The sequence below is a fragment of the Arthrobacter sp. SLBN-53 genome (genome assembly GCF_006715585.1).
GTDB lineage: Bacteria > Actinomycetota > Actinomycetes > Mycobacteriales > Mycobacteriaceae > Mycobacterium > Mycobacterium neoaurum_A.
Genome location: NZ_VFNN01000001.1, coordinates 3,938,119 through 3,962,980 on the forward strand (window position 1 = coordinate 3,938,119; position 24,862 = coordinate 3,962,980).

23 protein-coding genes are annotated in these 24,862 nt (G+C 67.3%); 19 read left to right on the forward strand and 4 right to left on the reverse strand.

Annotated features, from left to right (window positions below):
* The first annotated feature begins 52 nt into the window (after positions 1-52).
* From eccCb to glpK, 7 genes are all read left to right on the forward strand, one after another.
* Positions 53-3,589, forward strand: coding sequence for a type VII secretion protein EccCb (gene eccCb, locus FBY28_RS18940; protein WP_141868896.1), 3,537 nt, complete (start codon positions 53-55; stop codon positions 3,587-3,589).
* On the forward strand, positions 3,586-4,686 hold the full coding sequence (locus tag FBY28_RS18945; protein ID WP_141868897.1) for a type VII secretion-associated protein: 1,101 nt from the start codon (positions 3,586-3,588) through the stop codon (positions 4,684-4,686). Before eccCb ends, FBY28_RS18945 begins: the two co-directional genes overlap by 4 nt.
* Positions 4,687-4,756: 70 nt before the next feature.
* Complete coding sequence (locus FBY28_RS18950; RefSeq protein WP_030134536.1) at positions 4,757-5,065, forward strand: WXG100 family type VII secretion target; 309 nt, start codon at positions 4,757-4,759, stop codon at positions 5,063-5,065.
* Positions 5,066-5,075: 10 nt separating this feature from the next.
* Positions 5,076-5,369 (forward strand): WXG100 family type VII secretion target, encoded by a 294-nt coding sequence (locus tag FBY28_RS18955; protein ID WP_019512334.1) that lies wholly within the window; start codon positions 5,076-5,078, stop codon positions 5,367-5,369.
* Positions 5,370-5,505: 136 nt separating this feature from the next.
* Complete coding sequence (locus FBY28_RS18960) at positions 5,506-6,783, forward strand: helix-turn-helix domain-containing protein (protein WP_141868898.1); 1,278 nt, start codon at positions 5,506-5,508, stop codon at positions 6,781-6,783.
* Between the two features lie 100 nt (positions 6,784-6,883).
* Complete coding sequence (exaC, locus tag FBY28_RS18965) at positions 6,884-8,407, forward strand: acetaldehyde dehydrogenase ExaC (protein WP_141868899.1); 1,524 nt, start codon at positions 6,884-6,886, stop codon at positions 8,405-8,407.
* Between the two features lie 128 nt (positions 8,408-8,535).
* Positions 8,536-10,053 (forward strand): glycerol kinase GlpK, encoded by a 1,518-nt coding sequence (gene glpK / locus FBY28_RS18970; RefSeq protein ID WP_141868900.1) that lies wholly within the window; start codon positions 8,536-8,538, stop codon positions 10,051-10,053.
* A gap of 92 nt (positions 10,054-10,145) precedes the next feature.
* Here glpK and FBY28_RS18975 read toward each other — a convergent pair whose 3' ends face one another.
* On the reverse strand, positions 10,146-10,544 hold the full coding sequence (locus FBY28_RS18975; RefSeq protein ID WP_141868901.1) for a GlcG/HbpS family heme-binding protein: 399 nt from the start codon (positions 10,542-10,544) through the stop codon (positions 10,146-10,148).
* Between the two features lie 261 nt (positions 10,545-10,805).
* Between FBY28_RS18975 and FBY28_RS18980 the strand changes: the two genes are divergently transcribed.
* From FBY28_RS18980 to FBY28_RS18990, 3 genes are read left to right on the forward strand one after another with little or no spacing between them, the layout of a single operon-like run.
* Complete coding sequence (locus FBY28_RS18980; protein ID WP_019512329.1) at positions 10,806-11,519, forward strand: MIP/aquaporin family protein; 714 nt, start codon at positions 10,806-10,808, stop codon at positions 11,517-11,519.
* A 25-nt stretch (positions 11,520-11,544) separates the two neighbouring features.
* Positions 11,545-12,141, forward strand: a complete 597-nt coding sequence (locus FBY28_RS18985; protein ID WP_141868902.1) for a cob(I)yrinic acid a,c-diamide adenosyltransferase — start codon at positions 11,545-11,547, stop codon at positions 12,139-12,141.
* A gap of 1 nt (position 12,142) precedes the next feature.
* Positions 12,143-12,577 carry an OsmC family peroxiredoxin gene (locus FBY28_RS18990; RefSeq protein ID WP_141868903.1) on the forward strand — a complete coding sequence of 145 codons (435 nt, stop codon included), beginning with the start codon at positions 12,143-12,145 and terminating at the stop codon, positions 12,575-12,577.
* A 14-nt stretch (positions 12,578-12,591) separates the two neighbouring features.
* Here the strand turns inward: FBY28_RS18990 and cobA are convergent, their stop codons facing one another.
* The 3 genes from cobA to FBY28_RS19005 all read right to left on the reverse strand — a co-directional run bounded on the left by cobA (position 12,592) and on the right by FBY28_RS19005 (position 15,330).
* A complete protein-coding gene (gene cobA, locus FBY28_RS18995; RefSeq protein ID WP_141868904.1) occupies positions 12,592-13,728 on the reverse strand; it encodes a uroporphyrinogen-III C-methyltransferase in 1,137 nt (378 codons plus the stop codon).
* A gap of 52 nt (positions 13,729-13,780) precedes the next feature.
* Positions 13,781-14,431, reverse strand: a complete 651-nt coding sequence (locus FBY28_RS19000; protein ID WP_160145509.1) for a LuxR C-terminal-related transcriptional regulator — start codon at positions 14,429-14,431, stop codon at positions 13,781-13,783.
* 182 nt (positions 14,432-14,613) lie between these two features.
* Positions 14,614-15,330 carry a (2Fe-2S)-binding protein gene (locus tag FBY28_RS19005; RefSeq protein WP_141868906.1) on the reverse strand — a complete coding sequence of 239 codons (717 nt, stop codon included), beginning with the start codon at positions 15,328-15,330 and terminating at the stop codon, positions 14,614-14,616.
* Between the two features lie 212 nt (positions 15,331-15,542).
* Between FBY28_RS19005 and FBY28_RS19010 the strand changes: the two genes are divergently transcribed.
* From FBY28_RS19010 to eutC, 9 genes are all read left to right on the forward strand, one after another.
* Positions 15,543-15,971, forward strand: a complete 429-nt coding sequence (locus FBY28_RS19010) for a diol dehydratase small subunit (protein ID WP_141868907.1) — start codon at positions 15,543-15,545, stop codon at positions 15,969-15,971.
* A 13-nt stretch (positions 15,972-15,984) separates the two neighbouring features.
* Positions 15,985-17,712, forward strand: a complete 1,728-nt coding sequence (locus tag FBY28_RS19015; RefSeq protein WP_286178251.1) for a propanediol/glycerol family dehydratase large subunit — start codon at positions 15,985-15,987, stop codon at positions 17,710-17,712.
* A 2-nt stretch (positions 17,713-17,714) separates the two neighbouring features.
* Positions 17,715-18,305 (forward strand): propanediol/glycerol family dehydratase medium subunit, encoded by a 591-nt coding sequence (locus FBY28_RS19020; protein WP_141868908.1) that lies wholly within the window; start codon positions 17,715-17,717, stop codon positions 18,303-18,305.
* A 46-nt stretch (positions 18,306-18,351) separates the two neighbouring features.
* A complete protein-coding gene (locus tag FBY28_RS19025) occupies positions 18,352-20,223 on the forward strand; it encodes a diol dehydratase reactivase subunit alpha (RefSeq protein WP_141868909.1) in 1,872 nt (623 codons plus the stop codon).
* Entirely contained in the window at positions 20,216-20,578 is a 363-nt protein-coding gene (locus FBY28_RS19030) for a glycerol dehydratase reactivase beta/small subunit family protein (protein ID WP_141868910.1), read from the forward strand. Before FBY28_RS19025 ends, FBY28_RS19030 begins: the two co-directional genes overlap by 8 nt.
* Positions 20,575-21,033, forward strand: coding sequence for a hypothetical protein (locus FBY28_RS19035; RefSeq protein WP_141868911.1), 459 nt, complete (start codon positions 20,575-20,577; stop codon positions 21,031-21,033). The genes FBY28_RS19030 and FBY28_RS19035 overlap by 4 nt, the downstream gene beginning before the upstream one ends.
* Before the next feature lie 220 nt (positions 21,034-21,253).
* The gene (gene eat, locus FBY28_RS19040) at positions 21,254-22,666 is read left to right on the forward strand and encodes an ethanolamine permease (protein WP_141868912.1); all 1,413 of its coding nucleotides are present in this window, start codon (positions 21,254-21,256) and stop codon (positions 22,664-22,666) included.
* The gene (locus tag FBY28_RS19045; RefSeq protein WP_141868913.1) at positions 22,663-24,072 is read left to right on the forward strand and encodes an ethanolamine ammonia-lyase subunit EutB; all 1,410 of its coding nucleotides are present in this window, start codon (positions 22,663-22,665) and stop codon (positions 24,070-24,072) included. Before eat ends, FBY28_RS19045 begins: the two co-directional genes overlap by 4 nt.
* 8 nt (positions 24,073-24,080) lie before the next feature.
* Positions 24,081-24,854 carry an ethanolamine ammonia-lyase subunit EutC gene (gene eutC, locus FBY28_RS19050; protein WP_141868914.1) on the forward strand — a complete coding sequence of 258 codons (774 nt, stop codon included), beginning with the start codon at positions 24,081-24,083 and terminating at the stop codon, positions 24,852-24,854.
* Positions 24,855-24,862: the final 8 nt, after the last annotated feature.

A 24,862-nucleotide genomic window follows, 5' to 3' on the forward strand; every position in this document is an offset into this window, starting at 1 on the left:
GCGCACCAGAATTCGGCGGAACCGAACGCCACCACGCTGCGTCAGTGGTGACATGGAGTTCGTCAGGGACCACCGGGCACCGGCACCGCCGGTGCCCTCGGGTGCGGTTCGGGTGCACCCACCCCCGGAGGTGCCTGCCGTGCCGCAGGTCAATCCGCTGATGCGGCTGTTGCCGGTCGTCATGCTCGTGGCGGCAGGCGGCATGGTGGTCCTCTATCTGTCCGGTGACCGACTGCCCACCGCGCGCAGCCCCATGTATCTGGTGCTGCCGGTGATGATGCTCGTCTCCGTGCTGGCGACGGCAGCCCACGGTATGCGCGGCCGCACCACCGAAATCGATGCGGGACGTCGCGATTACCTGCGCTACCTGGATGGGGTGGGCCAGGATGCGGCCGACACCGCCGACGCCCAACGCGCCAACCTGCTCTGGACACACCCGGACCCCGGTGTGCTGTGGACCGTCGCCGGGTCCGCCCGGATGTGGGAGCGCCGTGCGACCGACCCGGATTTCTGCCTGGTCCGGGTCGGCATCGGCCCGGCGCTTCTGGCGACACCGCTGACCGTCGAGGACAGGTCGCCGGTCGGTGAGACCGACCCGGTCACCCAGGCCGCTCTGGACGCGCTGCTCACATCGCATGCGATCGTGCCGGGACTGCCGGTGGTCACCGAACTGTCCGGTCACCTCGGCATCGGCGGGGCCGCGGCGGCCGCCCGTGATCTGGTGCGGGCCATCGTGTGTCAACTCGCGGTGTGGCACAGTCCCGCCGATATCCGGATCGTCGCGCGGGCCGGGGCCGGCGACCGGTGCTGGGATTGGCTGAAATGGCTGCCGCACCACGCGTGCGCGTCGAGCGCGGCGCGCACCGTGCTGATCGTCGACGATGACCGACCGGTCCCGGCGGGAGCGGCCGATATCGTGTTGGAACTCGGCGGGCACGGCGACCGGCGGATCGAGGCAGGTCCGGGGTCCGACGCGGTGTCAGCCGAGCGGGCGCAGCTGTGCGCGCGCCGGGTGGCGCGGTGGCGACCGGACGCGGCGCGCTCCGGCGCGGCGGTGCCGGGCTGGGCAGAGCTGGTGGGAATGGATGGTCCGGCACCGCGCTCACCGGACTCTCGGGTCCGGTTGCGCGTACCGATCGGCACCGGCGACGGACCCGACAACCGCGGTATGCCGGTGTATCTGGACATCAAAGAGGCGGCCGAGGGTGGGATGGGGCCGCACGGTCTGTGTGTCGGCGCCACCGGGTCGGGCAAGTCGGAGTTCCTGCGAACCCTTGTGCTCGGTCTGGCCGCCACACACACCTCCGACGAATTGAACCTGGCGTTGATCGATTTCAAGGGTGGGGCGACGTTCCTCGGATTCGAGCGGTTGTCTCATGTCGCCGCGGTGATCACCAATCTCGCCGAGGAGGCGCATCTGGTCAGCCGGATGCATGCCGCGCTGACCGGAGAGATGCAGCGCCGCCAGCAGTTGCTGCGCGCGAGCGGTACCGGCAGCATCGCCGAGTACCGGCGTGCGCGCGAGGCCGGTCGGGAACTGACCGTGCTCCCGGTGCTGTTCCTCGTCATCGACGAGTTCTCCGAACTGCTCACCCGACATCCGGACTTCGCCGAGGTGTTCCTTGCCGTCGGCAGGCTCGGACGCTCGCTGGGTATGCATCTGCTGCTGGCCAGTCAGCGCCTCGATGAGGGCAGACTGCGCGGTCTTGAGACCCACCTTTCCTACCGGATATGCCTGAAGACGTTCTCCACCAGTGATTCTCGTGCTGTCATCGGAGTTCCCGACGCCTACGAGTTGTCTGCCGAGCCGGGGTCTGCCTACCTGAAGACCGTCGACGGCGAGCTCGTGAGACTGCGCACCACCTACGTCTCCGCGCCGTCGCGACAGATCGCCGAGGTGCCGGCCGGCGTCGCGTTGTTCACCTCGTCCCCGCCTGCGGCCGAACCGCCGGCCGCCCCGACCGGCTGCCGGCGGCAGATACCCACGATGCTCGAGACGATGCTCGATCAATTGGCCGGTCATGGACGCCCCGCACACCGCATCTGGTTGCCGCCGTTGTCCGCACCGCCGACGCTGACCGATCTGCTGGCAGAACACGACGGTTCGAGGCTGAGCGCGCCGATCGGGTTGGTGGACAACGCCTTCGACCAGCGTCGGGACCCGCTCACGGTCGATCTGACCGGCGCCGGTGGGCATGTGGCGGTGGTGGGGGCGACCCGGTCGGGCAAGTCCACCGCGTTGTGCACCCTGCTGCTCGCGCTTGCGATACGGCACGGCCCCGGCGACATCCAGTTCTACTGCCTGGATTTCGGCGGGGGCGCCCTGGCGGCGCTGCGCGGGCTCCCTCATATCGGGGTGCTGGCAGGGCGCGATCAGCCCGAGCTCGTCGGCCGCACCATCTCGACGGTCCAGACGCTGATCCGGCGGCGGGCGGCTCAGCCTGCGAGATCCGACGGCTACGGCGAGGTCTTCCTCGTCATCGACGGCTGGGCGGCGCTGCGCGAGGATGGGGGCGTCTTCCAGGACGCGGTCACCGATATCGCGGCACACGGTCTGGCGCACGGGGTACACGTCGTGATCTCGGCGGCACGGTGGGCCGAACTGCGGCCGGCGCTCAAAGACCAACTCGGCAGCCGGGTGGAGCTGCGCCTCGGCGAACCGGGGGAGTCCGAGATCCACCGGACGGCGGCCCGTCAACTGGCGGGCAGCCCGCCGGGAACCGCGCTGACCCGCGACGGAAACCTGGCCGCATTGGCCCTGCCACACCTGGACTCCGCCGATATCGCCGGCTCCGTACGGGCCGTCCTGGCCCGTCACCCCGGCCCCACTGCGCCGCCGGTGCGCTTGTTGCCGGCGCGACTGGACCGTGAACGGTTGCCCCGGTCGGTGCGCCCCCGGACACATGTCGTCATCGGTATCGGTGAGACCGAACTCGGCGCGGTGACGGTCGATTTCACCGACTCGGCGCATCTGATCGTGCTCGGCGACAGCGGTTGTGGAAAGACCGCGCTGCTGCGGACCCTGTGCGTGCAGTTGACGAAGGCCTGTGAGCCCGGTGCGATACAGCTCTACCTCGCCGACGCGCGGCGAACACTGCTCGGCGTCGTCGATGATGCGCACCTCGGCGGATACGCCATCTCTGCGTGCATCCTCGGTGAGCAGCTGCGGGGGCTGGTCGACATGCTGCGCGGGCGCCTGCCCGGGGCCTCGGTCTCCCAGCAGGAGCTGCGGGATCGGTCCTGGTGGTCGGGTCCGGAAATCTACCTCGTCGTCGACGATTACGAGCTGCTGACCGCAGGCACCGATCCGCTGAACCCACTGCTGGAATTCCTGCCCTACGCCAGGGATATCGGGCTGCACCTGGTCATCGCCCGTCGGGCCGGGGGAGCGGCACGCGCTCTCTACGATCCGGTGCCCGCGATGATGCGCGAGCTCGGCAGCGCCGGGTTGGTGATGAGCACGGCCACCGAGGAGGGCCCGTTGCTCGGCGCCATCCGCCCGGCGGTGTTGCCGCCGGGGCGTGCGACGCTGATGCTGCGCGGGCATGCCGTCGAGCGTGTCCAGATCGCCTGGACCGAGCCGCCGTGACGGTCCTGGTGGTCGGCCCGGCCACCGTGCACGGATCGGTGCCGCTTCGCGCCGATCTGGCCGCGGCGGCGTGCGCGGCGATCGATGATCGGTACACAGTTGTCGATGACGGGCCGGTGGATGTCGACGACCTGTGGCGCACCGTTCTGCAGGTCGATGCCGGTCGGTCGGGTCCAGTGCTTCTGGTCTGTCCGGGGTGGTGGCATCCGCGGCGCGTCGACCGTGTCCGCCGCGCCGTCGGCGGTGAACCCGTTGTCCGGCAACGTCACACCGTGCATCGCCGGGCGGCGGATGTGATCGTCGAGATCGCCGAGGAGTTCGTCCTCGTCCGCGTCGGCGACCGGGTGGTCGCCTCGATACCGAGGGTGGGTGACACCGTGGCCGAGCAGGTCACGGCGCAGATCACGGTGGGCACGACGGTTCTGCTCGACGCGCCGGTCGGGGTGTCCGGTGCCCGACGACTGGCCGAGGCCATCGCCGGCGATGTGCTGGCCGGTGGCCGCGATGCCGCGATCGTGGACGACCATGTGTTGGTCCGCGAGACCGCCGGCGCTGCTCGGCCGCGCCGGATCCGCATGTCGCCGATGCTGGCCGGCGTGGCGGCGATGGCGGTGTGTGCGACAGGGATGTTCTGGCAGGTCGATCGCCCATCGCCGGCGCAGGACGAGCTGGTGGTCGAGGGGCGGGTTGCCGTGCTGCTGCCCGCGGACTGGGAGCGCAGGCGCCTCATCGACGGGCCGGGTTCGCCACGGCTGCAGTCGATCTCGGCGGAGCACCCGGACGCGGCGATCCTGCTCACCCAGTCACCGGCCGGTCCGGACCCGGTCGCCGTGCTGGCGGCGGCGCTCGCGGTTCAACCCGCCGGGGTCTTCACCGACTTTCGGGAGCATGACCGGCGCGGCGAGCGCGATGTCGTCAGCTATACCGAGAATCGGCCGGGTCGGACCATCGAGTGGGTGGTGTTCGCCGACGGACCGGTGCGGATCGCGATCGGCTGTCAGCGCCCTCGGCAGATCCGCACTCACTGCGATCTGGCGGTGCGCTCGGCGCATGCGGTGCCTGCTGACGGAGATCCGAAAGAAAGTGGAACCGAATGACCGCCGGCTGCGTCCAAGACAGATAGAGAACGTCTGACACCGGACGGCACTTCCCGAGGAGGACACCCGAATGCCCGCTTTGACCACCGACCTGGACCTCATGCATGCGGTCTCAGGTCAGATCGACGCCCGCAACGACGAGATCCGGGCGATGCTCGGCTCGTTCATCGGACGGATGTGCAGTGTGCCGGCCTCGGTGTGGGGCGGCGCGGCGGCGGTGCGCTTCCGCGAGGTGGTGGATCGCTGGAACACCGAATCGATCGCGCTGCATGCCGCCCTGGGACGGATCGCCGAGACCATCCGCCTCAACGAACAGACCCTGCGGGAAGCCGCCGAGAGCCACTCACATCAGCTTGCCGCCGTCGCCAACCAACTGTGAAGGATTCGCCATGGACATGATGCTGACCTACAACTTCGACGAGATCGAGCACACCGTGCGGCGCGAGATCCACACCGTCTCGGCCCGGCTCAATGCCGCGCTGGAGGAGCTGCGGGCGCAGATCGCACCGCTGGAACACACCTGGACCGCCCAGGCGGCCGAGGCCTACCGGGCCGAGCAGGTGCGGTGGAACCAGTCCGCCGCCGGACTCAACGACATCCTGCTGCGGCTCGGCAACGCGGTCCGCGACGGCGCCGACGAGGTGTCGGCCACCGACCGGCGGGCCGCCGGCGCCTGGGGCTGATCGGGCCGGGAGGGCTGAGCGGGACACGATTGCGACGCCCGGAGTCGACGAACACCTCTGCACTGTGACGCGGTCCACTATCCTGGCTCCAGAGTGCGGTGCGTCCGGCGATCGGCGCACCGCGGGGAGTGTGAGCATGGTGGTAGCGAGGACGTCCGGCAGCCGAGTGCAGCCGGCGAAGGTGCGTGCCGTCCACGACCTTTTCGTCGCAGGTCAGGTCGATGCGGCCTACCTCGACTCGTCTCCGCTGCGCCGGATTGTCGCCGAGAGCTGGCAGCGCAGCCTGGCGACCGGGGTGGACCCGGACACCGGCGGGCGGGCGACCGAGGCGGCCAAGGCCCTCGATGAGCTGCGCAGATCCCATCCGCTGGCGCCGACCCTGCCGCTGATCCGGCGTCTGCTGGTCGAGGATGCCGTCGACGCCGGCGTCGTGGTGGCCATCACCGCCGCGGACGGCACGCTGCTGTGGGTCGAGGGTGACCGCCGGGCCATCCGCAAGGCCGAGGCGATGAACTTCGTGCCGGGAACCGACTGGAGCGAGCACGCCGCCGGGACGAATGCGCCGGGGACGGCCCTCGCTCTGGACCGCGAACTACAGATCTGCGGCACCGAGCACTTTTCCCGGATCGTCCATCCGTGGAGTTGTACTGCCGTACCGGTGCATGATCCGCGCAGCGGTGCGCTGCTCGGCGCGATCGACCTGACCGGCGATCTGTCGGTGGCCACGTCGCAGACACTGGCGTTGGTCCGGGCCACCGCGGTGGCCGTCGAGAACCAACTCGCACTGCTACGGCTCGCCGGTCCCGACGACGGCGCTCGCGAGGGGGCACTGCTCTCGGTACTCGGCGCCGACCGGCCGCGCTGGCAGGCGGGCACGGCCGGCCCGGTCGTGCTCACCGGTCGCCATGCCGACATCTTGGTGCTGCTGATCCGTCACCCGGAGGGGTTGAGCGCCGACCATCTGGCGATGCTGCTCGACGACAAGGATCTCGACGTCGTCACCATCCGCGCCGAGATGTCGCGGCTTCGCCGGGTCATCGGCGGTGACCACATCGCGTCGCGCCCGTACCGACTCGTCGGAACGGTGGCCAGTGACATGGGTGATGTGCTCGATGCCCTCGAGGCCGGGGATGTCGCGGGTGCCTTGTCCGCCTACGCCGGTTCGCTGTTGCCGCAGTCGGTGTCGCCGGCCATCGCGCGGTTGCGCACCGAATTGACCACCAGCCTGCGCGGTGCGGTGCTCGCCGAGTCCGCGCGCGGCAACCTGGCGCTGTTGCGGCATTGGCTGGGTCTTCCGGACGGTCGGGATGATCGCCGGGGCTGGCAGTTGCTCGCCGAGCACGGTGCCGTCGACCCCGTGGAACGGGCTCGCGCCCGGGCCCACCTGATCGGACTCGACGCCGAACTCGGCTGAACGAAACTGCGTTGCCAATTGCAACCGTCATGCAACGTTGCAACCCCTAGGTTGAGTGACGACCGACACACTCGAAAGTGTCCGAACGCAGGAGAATGCCATGACTGTTTACGCACGTCCGGGCGCAGAGGGCGCCCTGATGTCGTTCGACGCCCGCTATGAGAACTACATCGGCGGCCAGTGGGTGGCCCCGAACGCGGGCCGCTACTTCGAGAACCGCACTCCCGTCACCGGTGAGGTGTTCTGCGAGGTCGCTCGCTCCGACGAGTCCGATATCGAGAAGGCTCTCGACGCCGCGCACGCCGCCGCCCCGGCCTGGGGTAAGAGCACCGCCGCCGAGCGCGCGATCATCCTCAACAAGATCGCCGACCGGATCGAGGAGAACCTCGAAGCGATCGCGCTGGCCGAATCGTGGGACAACGGCAAGCCGATCCGCGAGACGCTCAACGCCGATATCCCGCTGGCCGTCGACCACTTCCGCTACTACGCCGGCGCCATCCGGGCGCAGGAGGGCTCCCTCTCGGAGATCGATCCCGAGACGGTGGCCTACCACTTCCACGAGCCGCTCGGGGTCGTCGGACAGATCATCCCCTGGAACTTCCCCATCCTGATGGCGGTCTGGAAGCTGGCACCCGCGTTGGCCGCAGGCAACGCCATCGTCCTCAAGCCGGCCGAGCAGACGCCGGTCTCGGTGCTCTATCTGATGTCGATCATCGGTGACCTGCTGCCCGCCGGTGTGCTCAACGTGGTCAACGGTTTCGGTGTCGAGGCGGGCAAGCCGCTGGCCTCGTCCAACCGGATCGCCAAGATCGCCTTCACCGGCGAGACCACCACCGGTCGGCTGATCATGCAGTACGCCAGCCAGAACCTGATCCCGGTCACCCTGGAACTCGGCGGCAAGAGCCCCAACATCTTCTTCAACGATGTGCTGGCCGCCAACGACGACTACCAGGACAAGGCGTTGGAGGGCTTCACGATGTTCGCCCTCAACCAGGGCGAGGTGTGCACCTGCCCGTCGCGCAGCCTGGTCCAGGCCGACATCTTCGACGAGTTCCTTGCGATGGCGGCGATCCGCACCAAGGCGGTCCGCCAGGGCGACCCGCTGGACACCGAGACGATGATCGGCGCGCAGGCCTCCAACGACCAGCTGGAGAAGATCCTGTCCTACATCGAAATCGGCAAGAGCGAAGGCGCACAGGTGATCACCGGCGGCGAGCGGGCCGACCTCGGCGGTGACCTCAACGGCGGCTACTACGTCGCCCCGACGATCTTCACCGGTCACAACAAGATGCGTATCTTCCAGGAGGAGATCTTCGGGCCGGTTGTCGCGGTGACCTCGTTCAAGGATTACGACGATGCCATCGATCTGGCCAACGACACCCTCTACGGCCTCGGTGCCGGCGTGTGGAGCCGCGACGGCAATACCGCTTATCGCGCCGGGCGCGATATCAAGGCGGGTCGGGTGTGGACCAACTGCTATCACCAGTACCCGGCGCACGCGGCGTTCGGCGGTTACAAGCAGTCCGGCATCGGACGCGAGAACCATCTGATGATGCTCGATCATTACCAGCAGACCAAGAACCTGCTGGTGTCTTACAGCAGCAAGGCGCAGGGTTTCTTCTAAACTGCACCCACGATCTCCGCGGGCGTGAGCTTGGGTTCGAAACTCCCCCCGATCTCCGGCTCAAGCTCACGTCCGCGGCTGCACCACCCTCAACTGCAAAAGAAACCATCTCGGCGTCAGGAGCAGCGTTGCCCAAATTCGTCGCGGCCATCGACCAAGGCACCACCAGTACCCGTGCGATGATCTTCGATCACGCCGGGGCAGAGGTGGGACGCCACCAACTCGAGCACGAACAAATCATGCCGCAGGCGGGCTGGGTCGAACACAACCCGGTGGAGATCTGGGAGCGCACCGCATCGGTGCTCACATCGGCGCTCAACAAAACCAATCTGCAAGCCGAAGATATTGCGGCACTGGGCATCACGAATCAACGTGAGACGACACTGGTGTGGAACCGTCATACCGGGCGTCCGTACTACAACGCGATCGTCTGGCAGGACACCCGAACCGACCGCATCGCCACCGCACTGGACCGCGACGGCCGGGGCGACGTGATCCGGCAGAAGGCAGGTCTGCCGCCGGCAACCTACTTCTCCGGCGGCAAGATCCAGTGGATCCTCGAAAACGTCGACGGGGTACGCGAGGCCGCCGAGAACGGTGATGCGATCTTCGGCAACAGCGACAGCTGGGTGGTGTGGAATCTGACCGGTGGTCCGCGTGGCGGCGTGCACGTCACCGATGTCACCAACGCCAGTCGCACCATGCTGATGAACCTGGAAACCCTGGACTGGGACGACGAACTGTTGTCGTTCTTCGGGATTCCGCGCCAGATGCTGCCGCAGATCCGGCCGTCGTCCTCGCCGGAGCCCTACGGGATGACGCTGGCCACCGGTCCGATTGGCGGCGAGGTGCCGGTCACCGGCATTCTCGGCGATCAGCAGGCGGCGATGGTGGGCCAGGTGTGCCTGAAGGCCGGTGAGGCCAAGAACACCTACGGCACGGGTAACTTCCTGCTGCTCAACACAGGTGAGAAGATCGTCCGCTCCGAGAACGGTCTGCTGACCACGGTGTGTTACCAGTTCGGTGACGCGAAACCGGTTTACGCATTGGAAGGTTCGATCGCGGTGACCGGTTCGGCCGTGCAGTGGTTGCGCGACCAACTGGGCATCATCAGCGGTGCGGCGCAGAGCGAATCGCTGGCGCGGCAGGTCCAGGACAACGGCGGGGTCTACTTCGTTCCGGCCTTCTCCGGGCTGTTCGCCCCGTACTGGCGCTCGGACGCGCGCGGAGCGGTGGTGGGTCTGAGCCGCTTCAACACCAACGCCCACCTGGCCAGGGCGACTCTGGAGGCGATCTGTTACCAGAGTCGTGATGTCATCGACGCGATGGAAGCCGATTCCGGTGTGCATCTCGACGTGTTGAAGGTCGACGGCGGGATCACCGCGAACTCGTTGTGCATGCAGATCCAGGCCGATGTCTTGGGTGTCGACGTGGTCAAGCCGGTGGTCGCGGAGACCACCGCGCTGGGTGCCGCGTATGCGGCCGGGCTGGCGGTCGGGTTCTGGGACAACCCCGACGACCTACGTGCGAACTGGCAGGAGGGCGAGCGCTGGAGCGCGCAGTGGTCCGAGCAGCAGCGTGACGACGGATACGCCGGCTGGCAGAAGGCCGTCAAGCGCACCCTCGATTGGGTCGACGTCTCCTAGCCGCCGACGACAGCCCCCAACGACGATAGTCAGGCGAAAACATTTCAGCCCTGCGGATCCGCGGATCCGCAGGGCTGAAATGTGTTGATCGGCTAGAGCGCGGCGACGCCGGCCTCGGCCACCGTGACGTCCTGTTCGACGCTACCTGCACTCACCCCGATCGCACCGACGACCACGTCATCGACGACCAGCGGGATACCGCCGCCGAAGATCACCAGACCGCCGCTGGTCTGCTCCAGACCGTAGAGCTCGGCCCCGGGCTGGGCCAGCGGCATCAGCGCACTGGTCGGAGCGTTCATCAGGATCGACGTCCGTGCCTTGCGGGTCGAGATGTCGATGCTCGCCTTGATGGCACCGTCCATCCTGGCGAATGCGATCAGATGCCCGCCGTCGTCGACGACGGCGATGTTCATCGGTTGGCCGATCTCGTCGGCTTTGGCGATGGCGGCCGCCAGGACCGCCTGTGCTTTCTGTAGAGGTAGCGAGGTCATCGAGAGCCTTTCGGAAACGGTTCGGCTGCAGGCAAATCGGGCAGCATCAGGCAGTGTTGATGGCACTGCCGATTCTAGGGTGCGGCAGCCGGTGGGGGATACGTTCGCCACCGGCCGATGACCGGTCCTAATCGAAAGTTCAGTATCGCGGACAGTAAATCGGTTGGTAGCTCGGGTGAATCATCACTTCCGCTGCTTTGGCGCTAATACTTTTCGTTGAATCGTCATCGCGATCGGGGCCCGTCAGGAGGATAGCTGTCAGTGTCCAATATCGACATCTTCATTTGGGAATTCCTCGGCACGGCTGTGCTGTGCCTCATCGGTAACGGTTCGGTTGCCGCCGTCGTCCTGAAGAACTCCTACTCGCATGGCGGCGGGGGAGACTGGCTGGTCATCGTATTGGGTTGGGGCTTCGGCGTGTTCACCGGCGCCAGTATCGCCAGCCCGGCAGGTGGACACATCAACCCGGCGGTGACCCTGGCAGTGGCGATATCCGGTGACGTGCCGTGGTCGAGTGTGCCGGTCTATTGGGCCGCGCAGCTCGCCGGCGGCTTCGTCGGCGCGGTACTGGGCTGGGCGGTTTTCAAGCTGCAGTACGACAACAACGACGACAACAGCGGCACCCGCGGAATCTTCTGCACATATCCGGCGGTGCGCAACATCCCGTGGAACATCGTCACCGAAGTCATCGCGACCTTCGTGCTGATCTTCTGGGTGCTGACCAATCCCGCGGATGTCAACAGCGGATTGGGTTATGCGGCGGTCACGTTCGTGGTCATGGCGATCGGTTTCGGGCTCGGCGGGCCGACCGGTTACGCGATCAATCCCGCCCGCGACCTCGGTCCACGGATCGCCTATGCCATCCTGCCGATCAAGGGCAAATCCGATGCCGGGTGGGATTACGCGTGGGTGCCGGTGGTCGCGCCGCTGATCGGCGCAGGACTTGCCGCGGGCCTCGCCCTGGCCATCGTCTGAGTGAAGTTGGAGCGAGGTACACACCATGGCAGTGCATCTGACCAGGATCTACACCAGAACCGGTGATGCCGGGACAACAGCGCTGGGGGACATGTCCCGGGTAGCGAAGGCCGATGTGCGGGTCGGCGCCTACGCCGACTGCGACGAGACCAACGCGGTGATCGGAATGGCCATCGCCGCAGGCGGTGTGGGTCCGGCCACGCGGGCGGTGCTGCAGCACATCCAGAACGACCTGTTCGATGTGGGCGCTGATCTGTGCACCCCGATCACGCCGGACCCGGAGTATCCCCCGTTGCGGGTCACCGACGAACAGGTGTCGCAGCTGGAATCGTGGTGCGACGAGTTCAACGCGGGCCTGGCCAAGCTGAGCAGTTTCATCCTGCCGGGCGGTAGCACGGCCTCGGCCCATCTGCATCACGCGCGCACGGTCGCTCGCCGCGCCGAACGCAGCGCCTGGATGTTGGCAGGAGAGGCAGAGATCAACGATGCGGCCCTGCGGTATCTGAACCGGCTGTCCGATCTGCTGTTCATCCTGGCCCGCGTGGAGAATCCCGGCGGCGACGTGCTCTGGCAGCCCGGCGGCGAGCGTGCCGCGTCGGTTCCGCGTGACGAGGAGAGATGACATGAGCGCACGACAGGCGATCGCGGAGTGGAACGGCGCATTGGTGACCGGTTCCGGCACGATCGAGCTGGCCAGCTCCGGGCAGGGGCAATTCCCCTACTCGCTGCCGGCCCGGGCCGCCGACGCCACCACGATGACCTCTCCCGAGGAATTGTTGGCTGCGGCATACGCGTCCTGTTATGCCATGCAGTTGACGGCGTTGCTCGATGCGGGCCCCGATGACCCGGTCGGCCTGCACGTCGAAGTGGTGGTGACCCAGGGCGGCCCGGAGGTCGACTTCGGCATCGCCGATGTGGCGCTGACGGTACGCGGCCGCGGTATCGGCCGCAGCGCAGAAGAATTCGTCGGGCTCGCACAGCAAGCAGCGCAGGTCTGCCCGGTCGGCCGCGCACTGGCCACGGTGCCCAAGACCGTGGACGCCGCCCTGCAGAGCTGAACCGCCAGAGCGGGTCAGGCGTGTGTCTGGGTAACCCGCTGCGCAGGCGCCCGACCGGGCACGAACCCGGCGACCGCACCGATGACCGTTGTCGCGGGCGGCTCGATACCTGCCGCGCGGGCCAGCCCGGCGATGGTGCTCAGCGTGCCGCGCACCTCGTGCTGGCTGGACAGGCTGCCGTCGGCGATGACCGCGGCCGGGGTGGCCGGGTCCATTCCCGCAGCGGTCAACGCCGCGGCGATGGATGCCAGGTTGGCCACCGCCATCATCAACACCAGGGTCGTATTGGCATGTGCCAGCGCGGCGTAGTCGACGGTGCACTCCGGATGTCCGGGGGGCACATGGCCGGACACCACGGTGAAACCTTGGGTGAGTCCGCGATGGGTGACCGGGATCAGGGCCGATGCCGGCGCGGCGATCGCCGAGCTGACACCGGGGATCACCTCGACGGGCACACCGGCCTGGACGCAATGGTCGAGCTCCTCGCCACCGCGGCCGAAGACGAACCCGTCACCACCCTTGAGGCGTACCACCACCTGGCCGTCGAGTGCCCGGGAGACCAGCAGCGCATTGATGTCCCATTGTTCGGTGCGCCGCCCGCCGGGGATCTTCGACACGTCGATGATGTCGGCATGCGGGGCAAGCCGCTTCAACGCACCGACGGGGGCGAGTCGATCGGTGACGACGGTATCGGCGGCGACGATGGCGTCCCGGCCGGCGACGGTGAGCAGGCTGGGATCGCCGGGGCCACCACCGACCAGGATCACCCGGCCCATGCCCGGCCGCCCGGTGCGCTGTCCGGTCGGGGCGTTGTCGACGACGCAGAGCACCGCAAGCTCGCGTGCCGTCTCGGCGATCCACCGATTGTGGTCGTCGTCATCGGTGCAGGCGAAAATCATTGCCGCCGAATCGATATCGCCGGGCTGGATGCTCCGGTACAGGACGGTGGCCAGGCCGCGCTCGGCGAGGTCGCTCAGATACGGCGTGGCGTGCGTGCCGATCACCGTGACCAACGCGCCCGCCTCGATCAGTTCGGCCACGGTGACGGCCGCGCGCGCGGTGGCTCCGACGACCGTCACGCGATGTCCGCGTAGCGCCAGTTCGACCGGCAGCGTGCACGGCACCCGCGTCGGGGGAGAGCTCGTGGTCATCGTGGGATTCCTCGGGTCGTGGTGGTCGGCCGGTGTCGCGTCGGGGATGCGCTCACCCGGTGGCGTCCGCACCGCGCAGGGCCGCCGCGATCAGCGCGGCGCGTTTGTGCACCCCGAACTTGTTCATGATGTTGTGCAGATGGAACTTGACCGTCGCCTCCGAGACGAACAACCGACCGGCGATGGTGCGATTGTCCAGGCCCTCGACCAGTTCGTTAAGGACATCCCGTTCGCGAGCGGTGAGCAGTCTGGTGTCGCCCGCCGTGCGGGACACCGGAGGGGAGCGCAACTCGGTGATCAGCGACTGCACGCTGAGCGCGTCCAGGGCGGGCTGCCCGCCGACGACCTTGGCGAAGGTGGCGCGCAGGTCGGCGGCCGGTGAGCGGCGGTCCACCAATGCGTCGGCGCCGGCACGCAGCAGCTCGACGGTGTTGATATCGGCGTGCTCACTGTCGGTCACCACGACCACCTTCACCGTGCTGTCCAGTTCGGTCAGCAAATCGGTCAACGTGCCCGTCGGCGGCATTCCCAGGACCAGCAGCTCTGGTTGCAGCAGCCGGATGCGTTCGGCGAGCTCGGGGCCGTGTCGAAGATCACCGACGAAGTGGATCTCTTCGATACAGGACATCACATGGGTCAAACCGTGCCGAACCAGTTCGTCGTCGATGACCAGTGTGGTCCGCAGTCGTTGATGATCGCTCAAAGCACCACGGACACTGTCTATTTCGTATGCGTTGCTGGTGCCACTACGGCGTCGTGGCGGTGGAATCGGGACGTATCGGTGGGGTGACAAACTCATGACTGACTCCGTCCTGCCATTGGCGGCCGAAGGATAGCGATGATGGCGTTGCAGCAACGTTGCACGGATCTGCCGGCCGCGCCCGCTCATGATCGCGCGGCGGGCAGGACGCAGTCTCCGCAGAGCCCGCCGCCCGGTGCCTGATAGAACAGGCAGCAACTGTTCCGGGTGAAGGTTCCCCGTCCGAAATCGCCGGTGTCACGCAGCGGCGCATGCCGGGTCAGCGCAGCGACCAGGTCCCTGCCCGTGGGTTCGAGGTCCGGGCGGGTCATCGCCAGGACGGTGACCGCGCCGTTGGCCGCCGATGTCAGATTGCCCAGCGCCACCCGCGTCGGCAGCCCGGTCACCGAGCGGAGCGTGTGGTGCAACGGGTCGAAGAGATCGGGTAGCAGCGCGCAGATCACCGCACCGGCAGCGGTCGGATCCTCGATGGCGCGCAGTTCGTCGACGGTGGTGCGGAAGTCCGGGTGGTGTGCGCTGACCCGGTAGAACACGTTGTCCGGCAGCAGGATCGGAATGCGTTGATGGCACAGTGCCGAACCGACCAGTGGGGACAGCAGCCGCGCGGCGACGCCCAGCTGGAACGACGACGCGGCCACCCGCACCGGGATCGACTCGACGTCGACCGCCATCGATGCCGCGATCGCCGCCCTGGTTGCCGCGACGAACCAGCGCGTCGTCTCCGGGGCGGCCAACTGCGTCAGTTCCGCTGCGTCGGGTTCATCCCGGGGCGTCAGTGCGAAGTACCCCCCGAGCCGCGGTAGCTCGGAAAGGGCGTCGACGACTGTGTGGCGACTGTCCATCAGGCACCGACCCTAGCCACAACCGGCGGTTGTTCGTGATCGCGTCCACACATTCCGGTGTCGACAACTGGCCGAACGGTCAGTGCAATGCCCTCCGGGTGGACGGTGCAACCCTCGTGCAACGTGACGGGCGACACAATGGGCGCCACGTGCCGGCGACACGTCACACATCCCGGCGGAGCGCCTCCCGCCCCGAACCTCTCGGAGAGTTCATGACGGAACCAAACCTGGACCCTGCGGTGGACTATCCGCTGAGCGTGCATCGCAGCGATCTGTTGTTCACCCCGACCGGAAAGCCGTTCGATGCGGTCACCATGGACGCGGTGATCGCCGGTGAGATCGAGGCCGCCGACCTACGCATCACCCCGGAAGCGCTGCGCCTGCAGGCGCAGATCGCCGAGAAGGCCGGGCGTACCCAGATCGGGGCGAACATGCGGCGGGCCGCCGAGATGACGGCCATCTCCGACGAGCGGGTCTTGCAGATCTACAACGCGCTGCGCCCCAACGCGTCGACGAAGGCAGAACTGGATGCCATCGCCGACGAACTGCTCGACACCTACAACGCCGAGCATCTCGCCACCTTGGTGCGTGAGGCCGCCGAAGTCTACGAACGCCGCGACATCTTGGCCGAAAGCGAATAGGAGCCACTGGACAATGACCGCTTCAGCAGTCCCGCACGATCCCGCCACCGGCAAGGACGGTGTCCGCCACTCGCACCGCACGATGTTGTTGGAGGACCGCCCGGTCAACCTCGACGGCTTCGTGGAGGAATGGCCCGAGGTCGGCATGGTCGCCATGGAAAGCGCCTTCGATCCGGAGCCCAGCGTCCGGGTCGAAGGCGGGGTCATCGTCGAAATGGACGGGGTGGCGCGAGCCGATTTCGACTTCATCGACCAGTTCATCGCCGACAAGGCGATCGACGTCGAGACCACCGAGGCATCGATGGCGCTCCCGGCGGCCGAGATCGCGATGATGTTGGTCAACCCCACCGTCACCCGTGCCGAGGTCATCGCGGTGACCAAGGGTCTGACACCGGCGAAGCTGCTGGCCGTGGCCAAGACGTTGAACATCGTCGAGATCATGATGGCGATGCAGAAGATGCGGGCCCGCCGGACGCCGGCCAACCAGGCCCACTGCACGAGCGCGCGGGACAATCCGGTGCAGGTGGTCTGCGAGGCGGCCGAGGCCTCCATTCGCGGATTCGCAGAGATGGAAACGACTTTGGGCGTGGTGCGCTACGCACCGCTGGTGGCCATGGCGCAGCAGATCGGCAGCCAGGTGGGCACCGGCGGACCACTGACCCAGTGCGCGCTGGAGGAGGCGACCGAACTGGATCTCGGTATGCGCGGGATCACCGCCTATGCCGAGACGATCTCGGTGTACGGCACCGAACCGGTCTTCGTCGACGGTGACGACACGCCGTACTCCAAGGCGTTCCTGGCCTCGGCCTACGCGTCGCGCGGGATCAAGATGCGCTTCACCTCGGGCACCGGATCCGAGGTCCAGATGGGCAATGCACAGGGTAAGTCCATGCTGTACCTGGAGATTCGTTGCATCCTGGTGACCAAGGGTGCCGGCGTACAGGGTCTGCAGAACGGATCGATCTCCTGTATCGGTGTGCCCGGCGCGGTGCCGGGTGGCATCCGTGCGGTGGCCGCCGAGAACCTGATCGCCTCGGCTGTGGACCTGGAATGTGCTTCGGGTAACGACCAGTCGTTCTCGCATTCGCCGATGCGCCGGACCGCGCGGCTGATGCCCCAGATGATGCCGGGGACGGATTTCGTCTGCTCGGGCTACTCGGCGGTCCCGAACTACGACAACATGTTCGCCGGATCGAACCTCGACAGCGACGACTTCGACGATTTCAACACCATCCAGCGTGACCTGCAGATCGACGGGGGTCTGCGCCACGTCAAGGAAGCCGACATCTTGGCCGTGCGCACCCGCGCGGCGAAGGCATTGCAGGCGGTGTTCGCCCATCTCGATCTGCCACCCATCAGCGATGCCGAGATCGATGCCGCGGTGTACGCCAACGGCAGTCGCGAGTGCATCCCGCGCGATGTGCTGGAGGATCTCAAGGGTGCCCAGCAGGTGATGGACCGCGGTATCACCGGCCTGGATCTGGTCAAGGCGCTCGAGGCCACCGGATTCTCCGATATCGCGCGGAATCTGTTCACCGTTCTGCGGCAGCGTATTTCCGGTGATCTGTTGCAGACATCGGCGATCATGACCCGTGACCTGCAACCGTTGTCGGCGGTCAACGATGCCAACGATTACAACGGCCCGGACACCGGCTACCGACCGTCGGGGGAGCGGTGGGAGGAAATGAAGCGACTGCGCCATGTGACCAGCGCTGCCAACCCGGAAATGGAGGTGGAGTGACCATGTCGACCACGATCGGCGAAGAACAGCGTTCACTGTCATTCGAAGAGGTCGGACCGGCGCAGCGCGGATCGCGCAGTGACGAAGTGGTGCTGGCTATCTCGCCGGCCTTCGCCGACTTCTTCAGCAAGACCATCGTCGAAACGCCGCACGCCGAGGTGATCCGGCAGATCCTGGCCGGTATCGAGGAGCAGGAGGTGACCGCGCGCTGCATCCGGGTCTGGCACAGCGCCGATCTGGCCGTGCTGGCGCACACCGCGGCCAAACTCTCCGGTTCGGGTATCGGAATCGGCATCCTCTCCCGCGGTACCGCGATGATCCACCAGCGCGATCTGCCCCGGTTGTCGAGTCTGGAGTTGTTCCCCCAGTGTCCGCTGCTCACGTTGGACACCTACCGCAGTATCGGTGCCAACGCCGCGCAGTACGCCAAGGGTGAATCCCCGGAGCCGGTTCCGACGCTCAACGATCAGATGGCCCGCCCGCGCTGGCAGGCCAAGGCGGCGCTGTTGCACCTCAAGGAGACCGAGCAGATCCGCAAGGGCAACAAGCCCGTCGAGGTGACACCGAAGTTCAGCGTCGCCGCTGCGGTCTGACCGCTGGCGCGTGCTCGCAGCAGAGAGGGCAGAGAGGTAGGTCTTGGTGAGTGTCACGGTGGTCGGGGTCGATATCGGTAACTCGACAACCGAGGGCAGCGTCGCCCGGATAGACGAGACCGGCTCGGTGGTCTATCTCGGCGGCGCGTTGACCCGCACCTCGGGGATCAAGGGCACCGTCCGCAACGCCGAGGGCGTGGTCAAGGCGGTCACCCGCGCCGTGCAGAACGCCGGGATCACGGTGGGCGAGCTGGATCTGATCCTGCTCAACGAGGCCACCCCGGTGATCAGCGGATTGGCGATGGAGACCATCACCGAGACCATCATCACCGAGTCGACGATGATCGGGCACGACCCGCGCACTCCCGGGGGCCGCGGGCTCGGTGTCGGCGTCATCGTCGATATCGGGTCGCTCGAGGAGGTGAACCCGGGTGATCCCGTGATCGTCCTGGTGCCCGGTGGCGCCGACTTCGAATGGACTGCCGCCACCATCAACAACGCCGTCGAGCGTGGTGTCGACGTGACCGGCGCGATCCTCGGCAACGATGACGCGGTCCTGGTCGCCAATCGGTTGGTCACCAAGATCCCGATCATCGACGAGGTATCCCGCGTGGACGCCGTCCCGGTCGGCATGCTCGCCGCCGTCGAGGTCGTCGCACCGGGACAATCCATCCGAACACTGTCCAATGCCTATGGATTGGCAACCATTTTCGAGCTCGACCCGGACCAGACCCGGGTGGTCTCCCCGGTGGCCAGAGCGCTGACCGGTAACCGGTCGGCGGTGGTGGTGCGCACCCCGTCCGGCGATGTGGAAGACCGCACGATCCCGGCGGGTTCGCTGGAGTTCATCGGGGCGTCCAAGCGGGGTCTCATCGACGTCTCGCGTGGCGCGGCCGAGATCATGGCAGAGGTGGAGCGTGTCAGCCCACTGCAGGACGTGCTCGGGGAGTCGGGCACCAACACCGGCGGCATGATCGCCAATGTCCGGCAGAGCATGGCTGATCTGTCCAAACACGCGCTGGCCGATGTGCGCATCAAGGATCTACTGGCGATCGACACCCTGGTTCCTCAGGAGGTGCGCGGCGGGGTGGCCGGTGAGGTGGCACTGGAGAATGCCGTCGCACTGGCGGCCATGGTGCGCACCAAGGAGAGCGGGATGCAGGCCGTCGCGGACGCGGTGGCCACGGCATTGCGCGACGCGGGTGCGACCCGCATCTCGGCGGTGGTTGGCGGGGTGGAGGCCGAGATGGCCGTGCTCGGTGCGCTGACCACACCGGGCACCGAGAAGCCACTGGTCGTCCTCGATATGGGTGGCGGGTCGACCGATGCCGCGGTGATCGAGCGCTCCGGTGATGTGCAGGCCGTCCACCTGGCCGGCGCCGGCGACCTGGTGACCAAGCTCATCGACGCCGAACTGGGCTTGGACAACCTGGAACTGGCCGAGGACATCAAGCGGTTGCCATTGGGCAAGGCGGAGAGCTTCTTTCACGTCCGGCTGGAGAACGGCACCGTCCAGTTCTTTGACAAGCCACTGCCGCCCAACGCGTTTGCGCGGGTGGTGACGCTCTCGGAGATGGGGATGAGCCCCATCCCCACCCGGCATTCGTTGGATCGAATCCGCACGGTGCGCCGGACCGCCAAGGAACGGGTCTTCGTCGTCAATGCCCTGCGTGCGTTGCGCGCGGTCGCGCCGCACGGTGATCTCCGCCAGATCGGCTTCGTGGTGCTGTTGGGCGGGTGCGCGCTGGATTTCGAGATTCCCGAGCTGATCGCCGATGCGGTCGCGCCGTACGGAATCGTCTGTGGGACCGGCAATGTGCGCGGTACCGAGGGTCCGCGAAATGCCGTGGCGTCCGGTCTGGTGGCCTCCTATGCCGCCCGGTCGCGTGAGCGCGGCAGGGCACCGGTCGATGCTTGAGGGAGGACAGCCCGAGAAACCCGCGATCCTGGTGCTGAGCGCGGGCGGCGCACTGGAGAGTGAGGTGCTGGCCGGCATCGAGGAAGAGGGCGTGCCCTATGTCGTCGAGCGGGTGGCACGGGACGGCGACAGCGATGCGCAACGGCTGGCGCGGCGCGCGGCGGCACGCTCGTCATTGGATGTCGGCGTGGGTATCGATGCCGACGGCCGGGTCGCGATCCTGCACGACAAGCTGCCCGATGGGGTCGAAGGTCTGTCCGGCGAGCGACCGGCATCCCCGCGCGCCGGTCGGGTCGCCGGGCACAACGCCGCGCGCATCGTGGTGGGTGTGCCCCTGATGGATGAGCCGATATGACCGATGTGCCCGCGCAGGCGGTCGACGTGTTGACGGCACTGGAGGAGTCGGTCAAGTCGCACAGTGCCTTTGTCAGCAGTTGTTGCGATGCGGACTGGATCGACGAGGACGGCCGGATCGCGGTGCGCTGGCTGCTGTCGGCGCTGCGTGAACACCGGCGCAGGTTGCGCCGCGCGATCCGCTTGTGGCGGACACTGTCCGTCGCCGATCCGGTGGATGGTGCGCTGGTGACGGCGACGAACGAGTTGTTGGACGAAAACCGGTTCTTCGCACCGCATATCGCGCGGTGGCGGTCGGCCGCGGTGGGTTCACTGGAGATCGACAGGGTCAGCTTCTGGCGCAGTATGGCCGCCTTGGCGGCGGCCAATCTGCACGAAGCCCAAATGAGTTGTCCGACGGACCCGATGCCGGACACCGCGCGGCAGTGGACCCCGGTATCCCGGCGAACTGCATAGATTCGGTGCGTTTTCGAGGCCATGTTGGGCTGGACAGCGCGCCGGTAACGGGCGATACTACTTAACCAAAGGTCGGGTAACCGACCTTTAGGCTGACTCGTACAAGGCAGTCGAACGCTTCCCGGTCAGCCGATGGCTGGCAGATGCGGAGACGCCCGTTCCGGCGCCCCCGATCACCGTCGATCGAGCGCAATTGCACTGTCAATTAAGGAGTTTTCAAGTGGCCGGTGTCGAAGAACACCTCGAGAGCGCAGATTATCTGCAAAAACGACAGCTCAAATCGGGCACCGCGGGTTGGGTGCTGCTGGCAGGGCTGGGCGTCAGCTATGTCATCTCCGGCGATTACTCGGGATGGAACTTCGGGTTGGAGCAGGGCGGCTTCGGGGGCCTGGCCATCGCCGCGGTGATCATCGCCGGCATGTACCTGGCGCTGGTCCTGGGGATGGCCGAACTGTCCTCGGCGCTGCCTGCGGCCGGCGGCGGCTACACCTTCGCCAGGCGGGCAATGGGGCCCTGGGGCGGTTTCGCCACCGGCACAGCCATTCTCATCGAGTACGCCATCGCTCCCGCGGCCATCGCCACCTTCATCGGTGCCTATGTCGAGTCGCTCGGCCTGTTCGGTATCACCGACGGCTGGTGGGTATATCTGGCCGCCTACGCCGTGTTCATCGGTATCCACCTGGCCGGTGTGGGCGAGGCGCTGAAGGTGATGTTCGTGATCACCGCGATCGCCCTGGTGGGTCTCATCGTCTTCGCGATCGCCGCTGTTCCGCATTTCGACATCGCCAACCTGACCAACATGGCGGTCGACGAGACCGCGGCCGGCGCGTCGAGCTGGCTGCCCAACGGCTACCTCGGAATCTGGGCGGCCTTCCCGTTCGCCATCTGGTTCTTCCTGGCCATCGAGGGCGTGCCGCTGGCGGCCGAGGAGACCGCCAATCCGGAGCGCAACGTCCCGCGCGGCATCATCGCCGGAATGGGTGTCCTGCTGGTCACCTGTGCGACGGTCCTGATCCTGACCACCGGCGCCGGTGGTGCCGATGCGATGTCCGGCTCGGGCAACCCGCTGGTCGAGGCGCTCGGCGACGGCACCGCGGCCAGGGTCGTCAACTACATCGGCCTTGCCGGTCTGATCGCCAGCTTCTTCTCGATCATCTACGCCTACTCGCGACAGCTGTTCGCGCTGTCTCGGGCCGGCTACCTGCCCAAGGCGTTGTCGGTCACCAACTCTCGCAAGACGCCGACCCTGGCCCTGATCGTTCCCGGACTGATCGGCTTCGGGCTGTCCCTGACCGGACAGGGTGCGACCCTGCTGAACATGGCCGTCTTCGGCGCCGCACTGAGCTATGTACTGATGATGATCAGCCACATCGTGCTGCGCCGCCGCGAGCCGGACATGCCGCGGCCCTACCGCACCCCCGGCGGCGTGGTGACCACCGGTTTCGCCCTGGTGATCGGTGTCTTCGCCGTCATCGCCACCTTCCTCGTCGATCCGGTCGCCGCCGGCATCTGCCTGGGTGTGTTCGCCGCGTTCATGCTGTATTTCGCGGTCTACAGCCGGCACAAGCTGGTGGCCAACTCGCCCGACGAAGAGTTCGCGATGCTCGCGAAGGCGGAGAGCGAACTCAAGTGATCTACCGGCAGCAGGTCTCGGGCGTGAACTACGCCTTCGACGGACTCGTGGAGCTGTTGGCCAAGGCGACGCCACTGCGCTCGGGCGACCAGCTCGCCGGGTGCGCCGCCGAACACGACGCCGAACGCGCGGCCGCCGCGTGGGTGTTGGCGGACCTGCCGCTGGAGACCTTCCTCAACACCGACGTCGTGCCGTATGAGACCGACGAGGTGACCCGGTTGATCATGGACAGCCATGACCGGCGGGCCTTCGCCCCGGTGTCGGGGCTGACGGTGGGCGGTCTGCGGGACTGGCTACTGGAGACGGCGTCGCAGGACGATGCCGCGGTGCGCATCGCGGCGATCTCTGCGGGGTTGACCCCGGAGATGGTCGCCGCGGTCAGCAAGATCATGCGCAACCAGGACCTGATCGCGGTGGCGGCCGCATGCACCGTGACCGCGGCGTTCCGCACCACCGTCGGCCTGCCCGGCACGCTGGCGACCCGGCTGCAGCCCAACCACCCGACCGACGACCCGCGCGGTATCGCCGCCGCGGTCCTCGACGGTCTGCTGTTGGGGTGCGGTGACGCGGTCATCGGGATCAACCCGGCCACCGATTCCCCGCAGGCCACCGCGGATCTGTTGGATCTGCTGGATTCGATCCGCACCCGCTACGACATCCCGGTGCAGTCGTGCGTGCTCTCGCACATCACGACGACCATCGGACTGATCGAGGCGGGTGCGCCGGTGGACCTGGTTTTCCAGTCCATCGCGGGTACCGAGGGCGCGAATTCCGCTTTCGGAGTCAATATTTCGTTGCTGCGCGAGGGACGTGAGGCGGCGCTGGGCCTGCAGCGCGGCACCGTCGGCAGCAACGTCATGTACCTGGAGACGGGGCAGGGGTCCGCGCTGAGTTCCCACACCCATCTCGGTGTCGGTGGCAAGCCGGTCGACCAGCAGACGCTGGAGACCCGCGCGTACGCCGTCGCGCGCGATCTGGATCCGCTGCTGGTGAACACCGTCGTCGGATTCATCGGACCGGAGTACCTCTATGACGGCAAGCAGATCATCCGCGCCGGGCTTGAGGATCACTTCTGCGGCAAGCTGATGGGCCTGCCCATGGGCGTCGACGTCTGCTACACCAATCACGCCGAGGCCGACCAGAACGATATGGACACCCTGCTGACGCTGTTGGCGGCGGCCCGGGCGGCGTTCGTGATCACCGTGCCCGGCGCCGATGATGTGATGCTCGGCTACCAGAGCTTGTCCTTCCATGACGTGCTGACCACCCGCCGGACCCTGGGACTGCGGCCCGCCCCGGAGTTCGAGACCTGGCTCAAACGCGTCGGGATGGTCGACGACACCGGCCGGCTGACCCCCTTCGACCTGACGCACTCACCGCTGCGTGCGCTGACCTCCGCACCATGAGGAGTGCCATGCGCGATAAGTCGAAAGATGTTGCTGTTCAAGAGTTCTGGGATGAGCTTCGCAAGACGACCCAGGCCAGGATCGGGCTGGGCCGGGCCGGCACCGCACTGCCCACCCGGCAGGTGCTGGAGCTGGCTGCCGCGCACGCCGCCGCGCGGGACGCGGTCCACATACCGCTGGACACCGCGGAACTCGCCGACGCCGTGCGCGCGGTGGGAATCGGGGAGCCTGCGGTGGTGACCAGCCGGGCCGGTTCCCGCGAGGAGTACCTGCGCCGGCCCGACCTCGGCCGGATGCCTGCCGAGTCCCTCCAGATCCCGGCCGCTCCCGCCGATATCGGTTTCGTGCTGGCCGACGGACTCTCACCGACGGCGCTGAGCCACCACGGTGCCAAACTGCTGGCCGCCTTGGTCTCGGCACTCGGCGACCGCTACTCCATGGCGCCGCCGGTGATCGCGACACAGGCCAGAGTCGCGCTCGGTGATCACATCGCCGCGGCCCAGGGCGTACGCACGCTGTTGGTGATCATCGGCGAGCGGCCCGGTCTGAGCGTGGCCGACAGCCTCGGCATCTACCTGACCCATCTGCCTCGGCCGGGGCGCACCGACGCCGACCGCAACTGCATATCCAATATCCATCCACCCGACGGGCTCGGCTACACCGAGGCGGCCCGGGTAGCCGCCGGCCTGGTCGGCGGAGCCGTGGCGCTCGGACGTTCCGGGGTGGATCTCAAGGACACCTCCCGCGCACTGGCCGCGGCCGACCCCGACGAACTGACCTGATCCCGTCC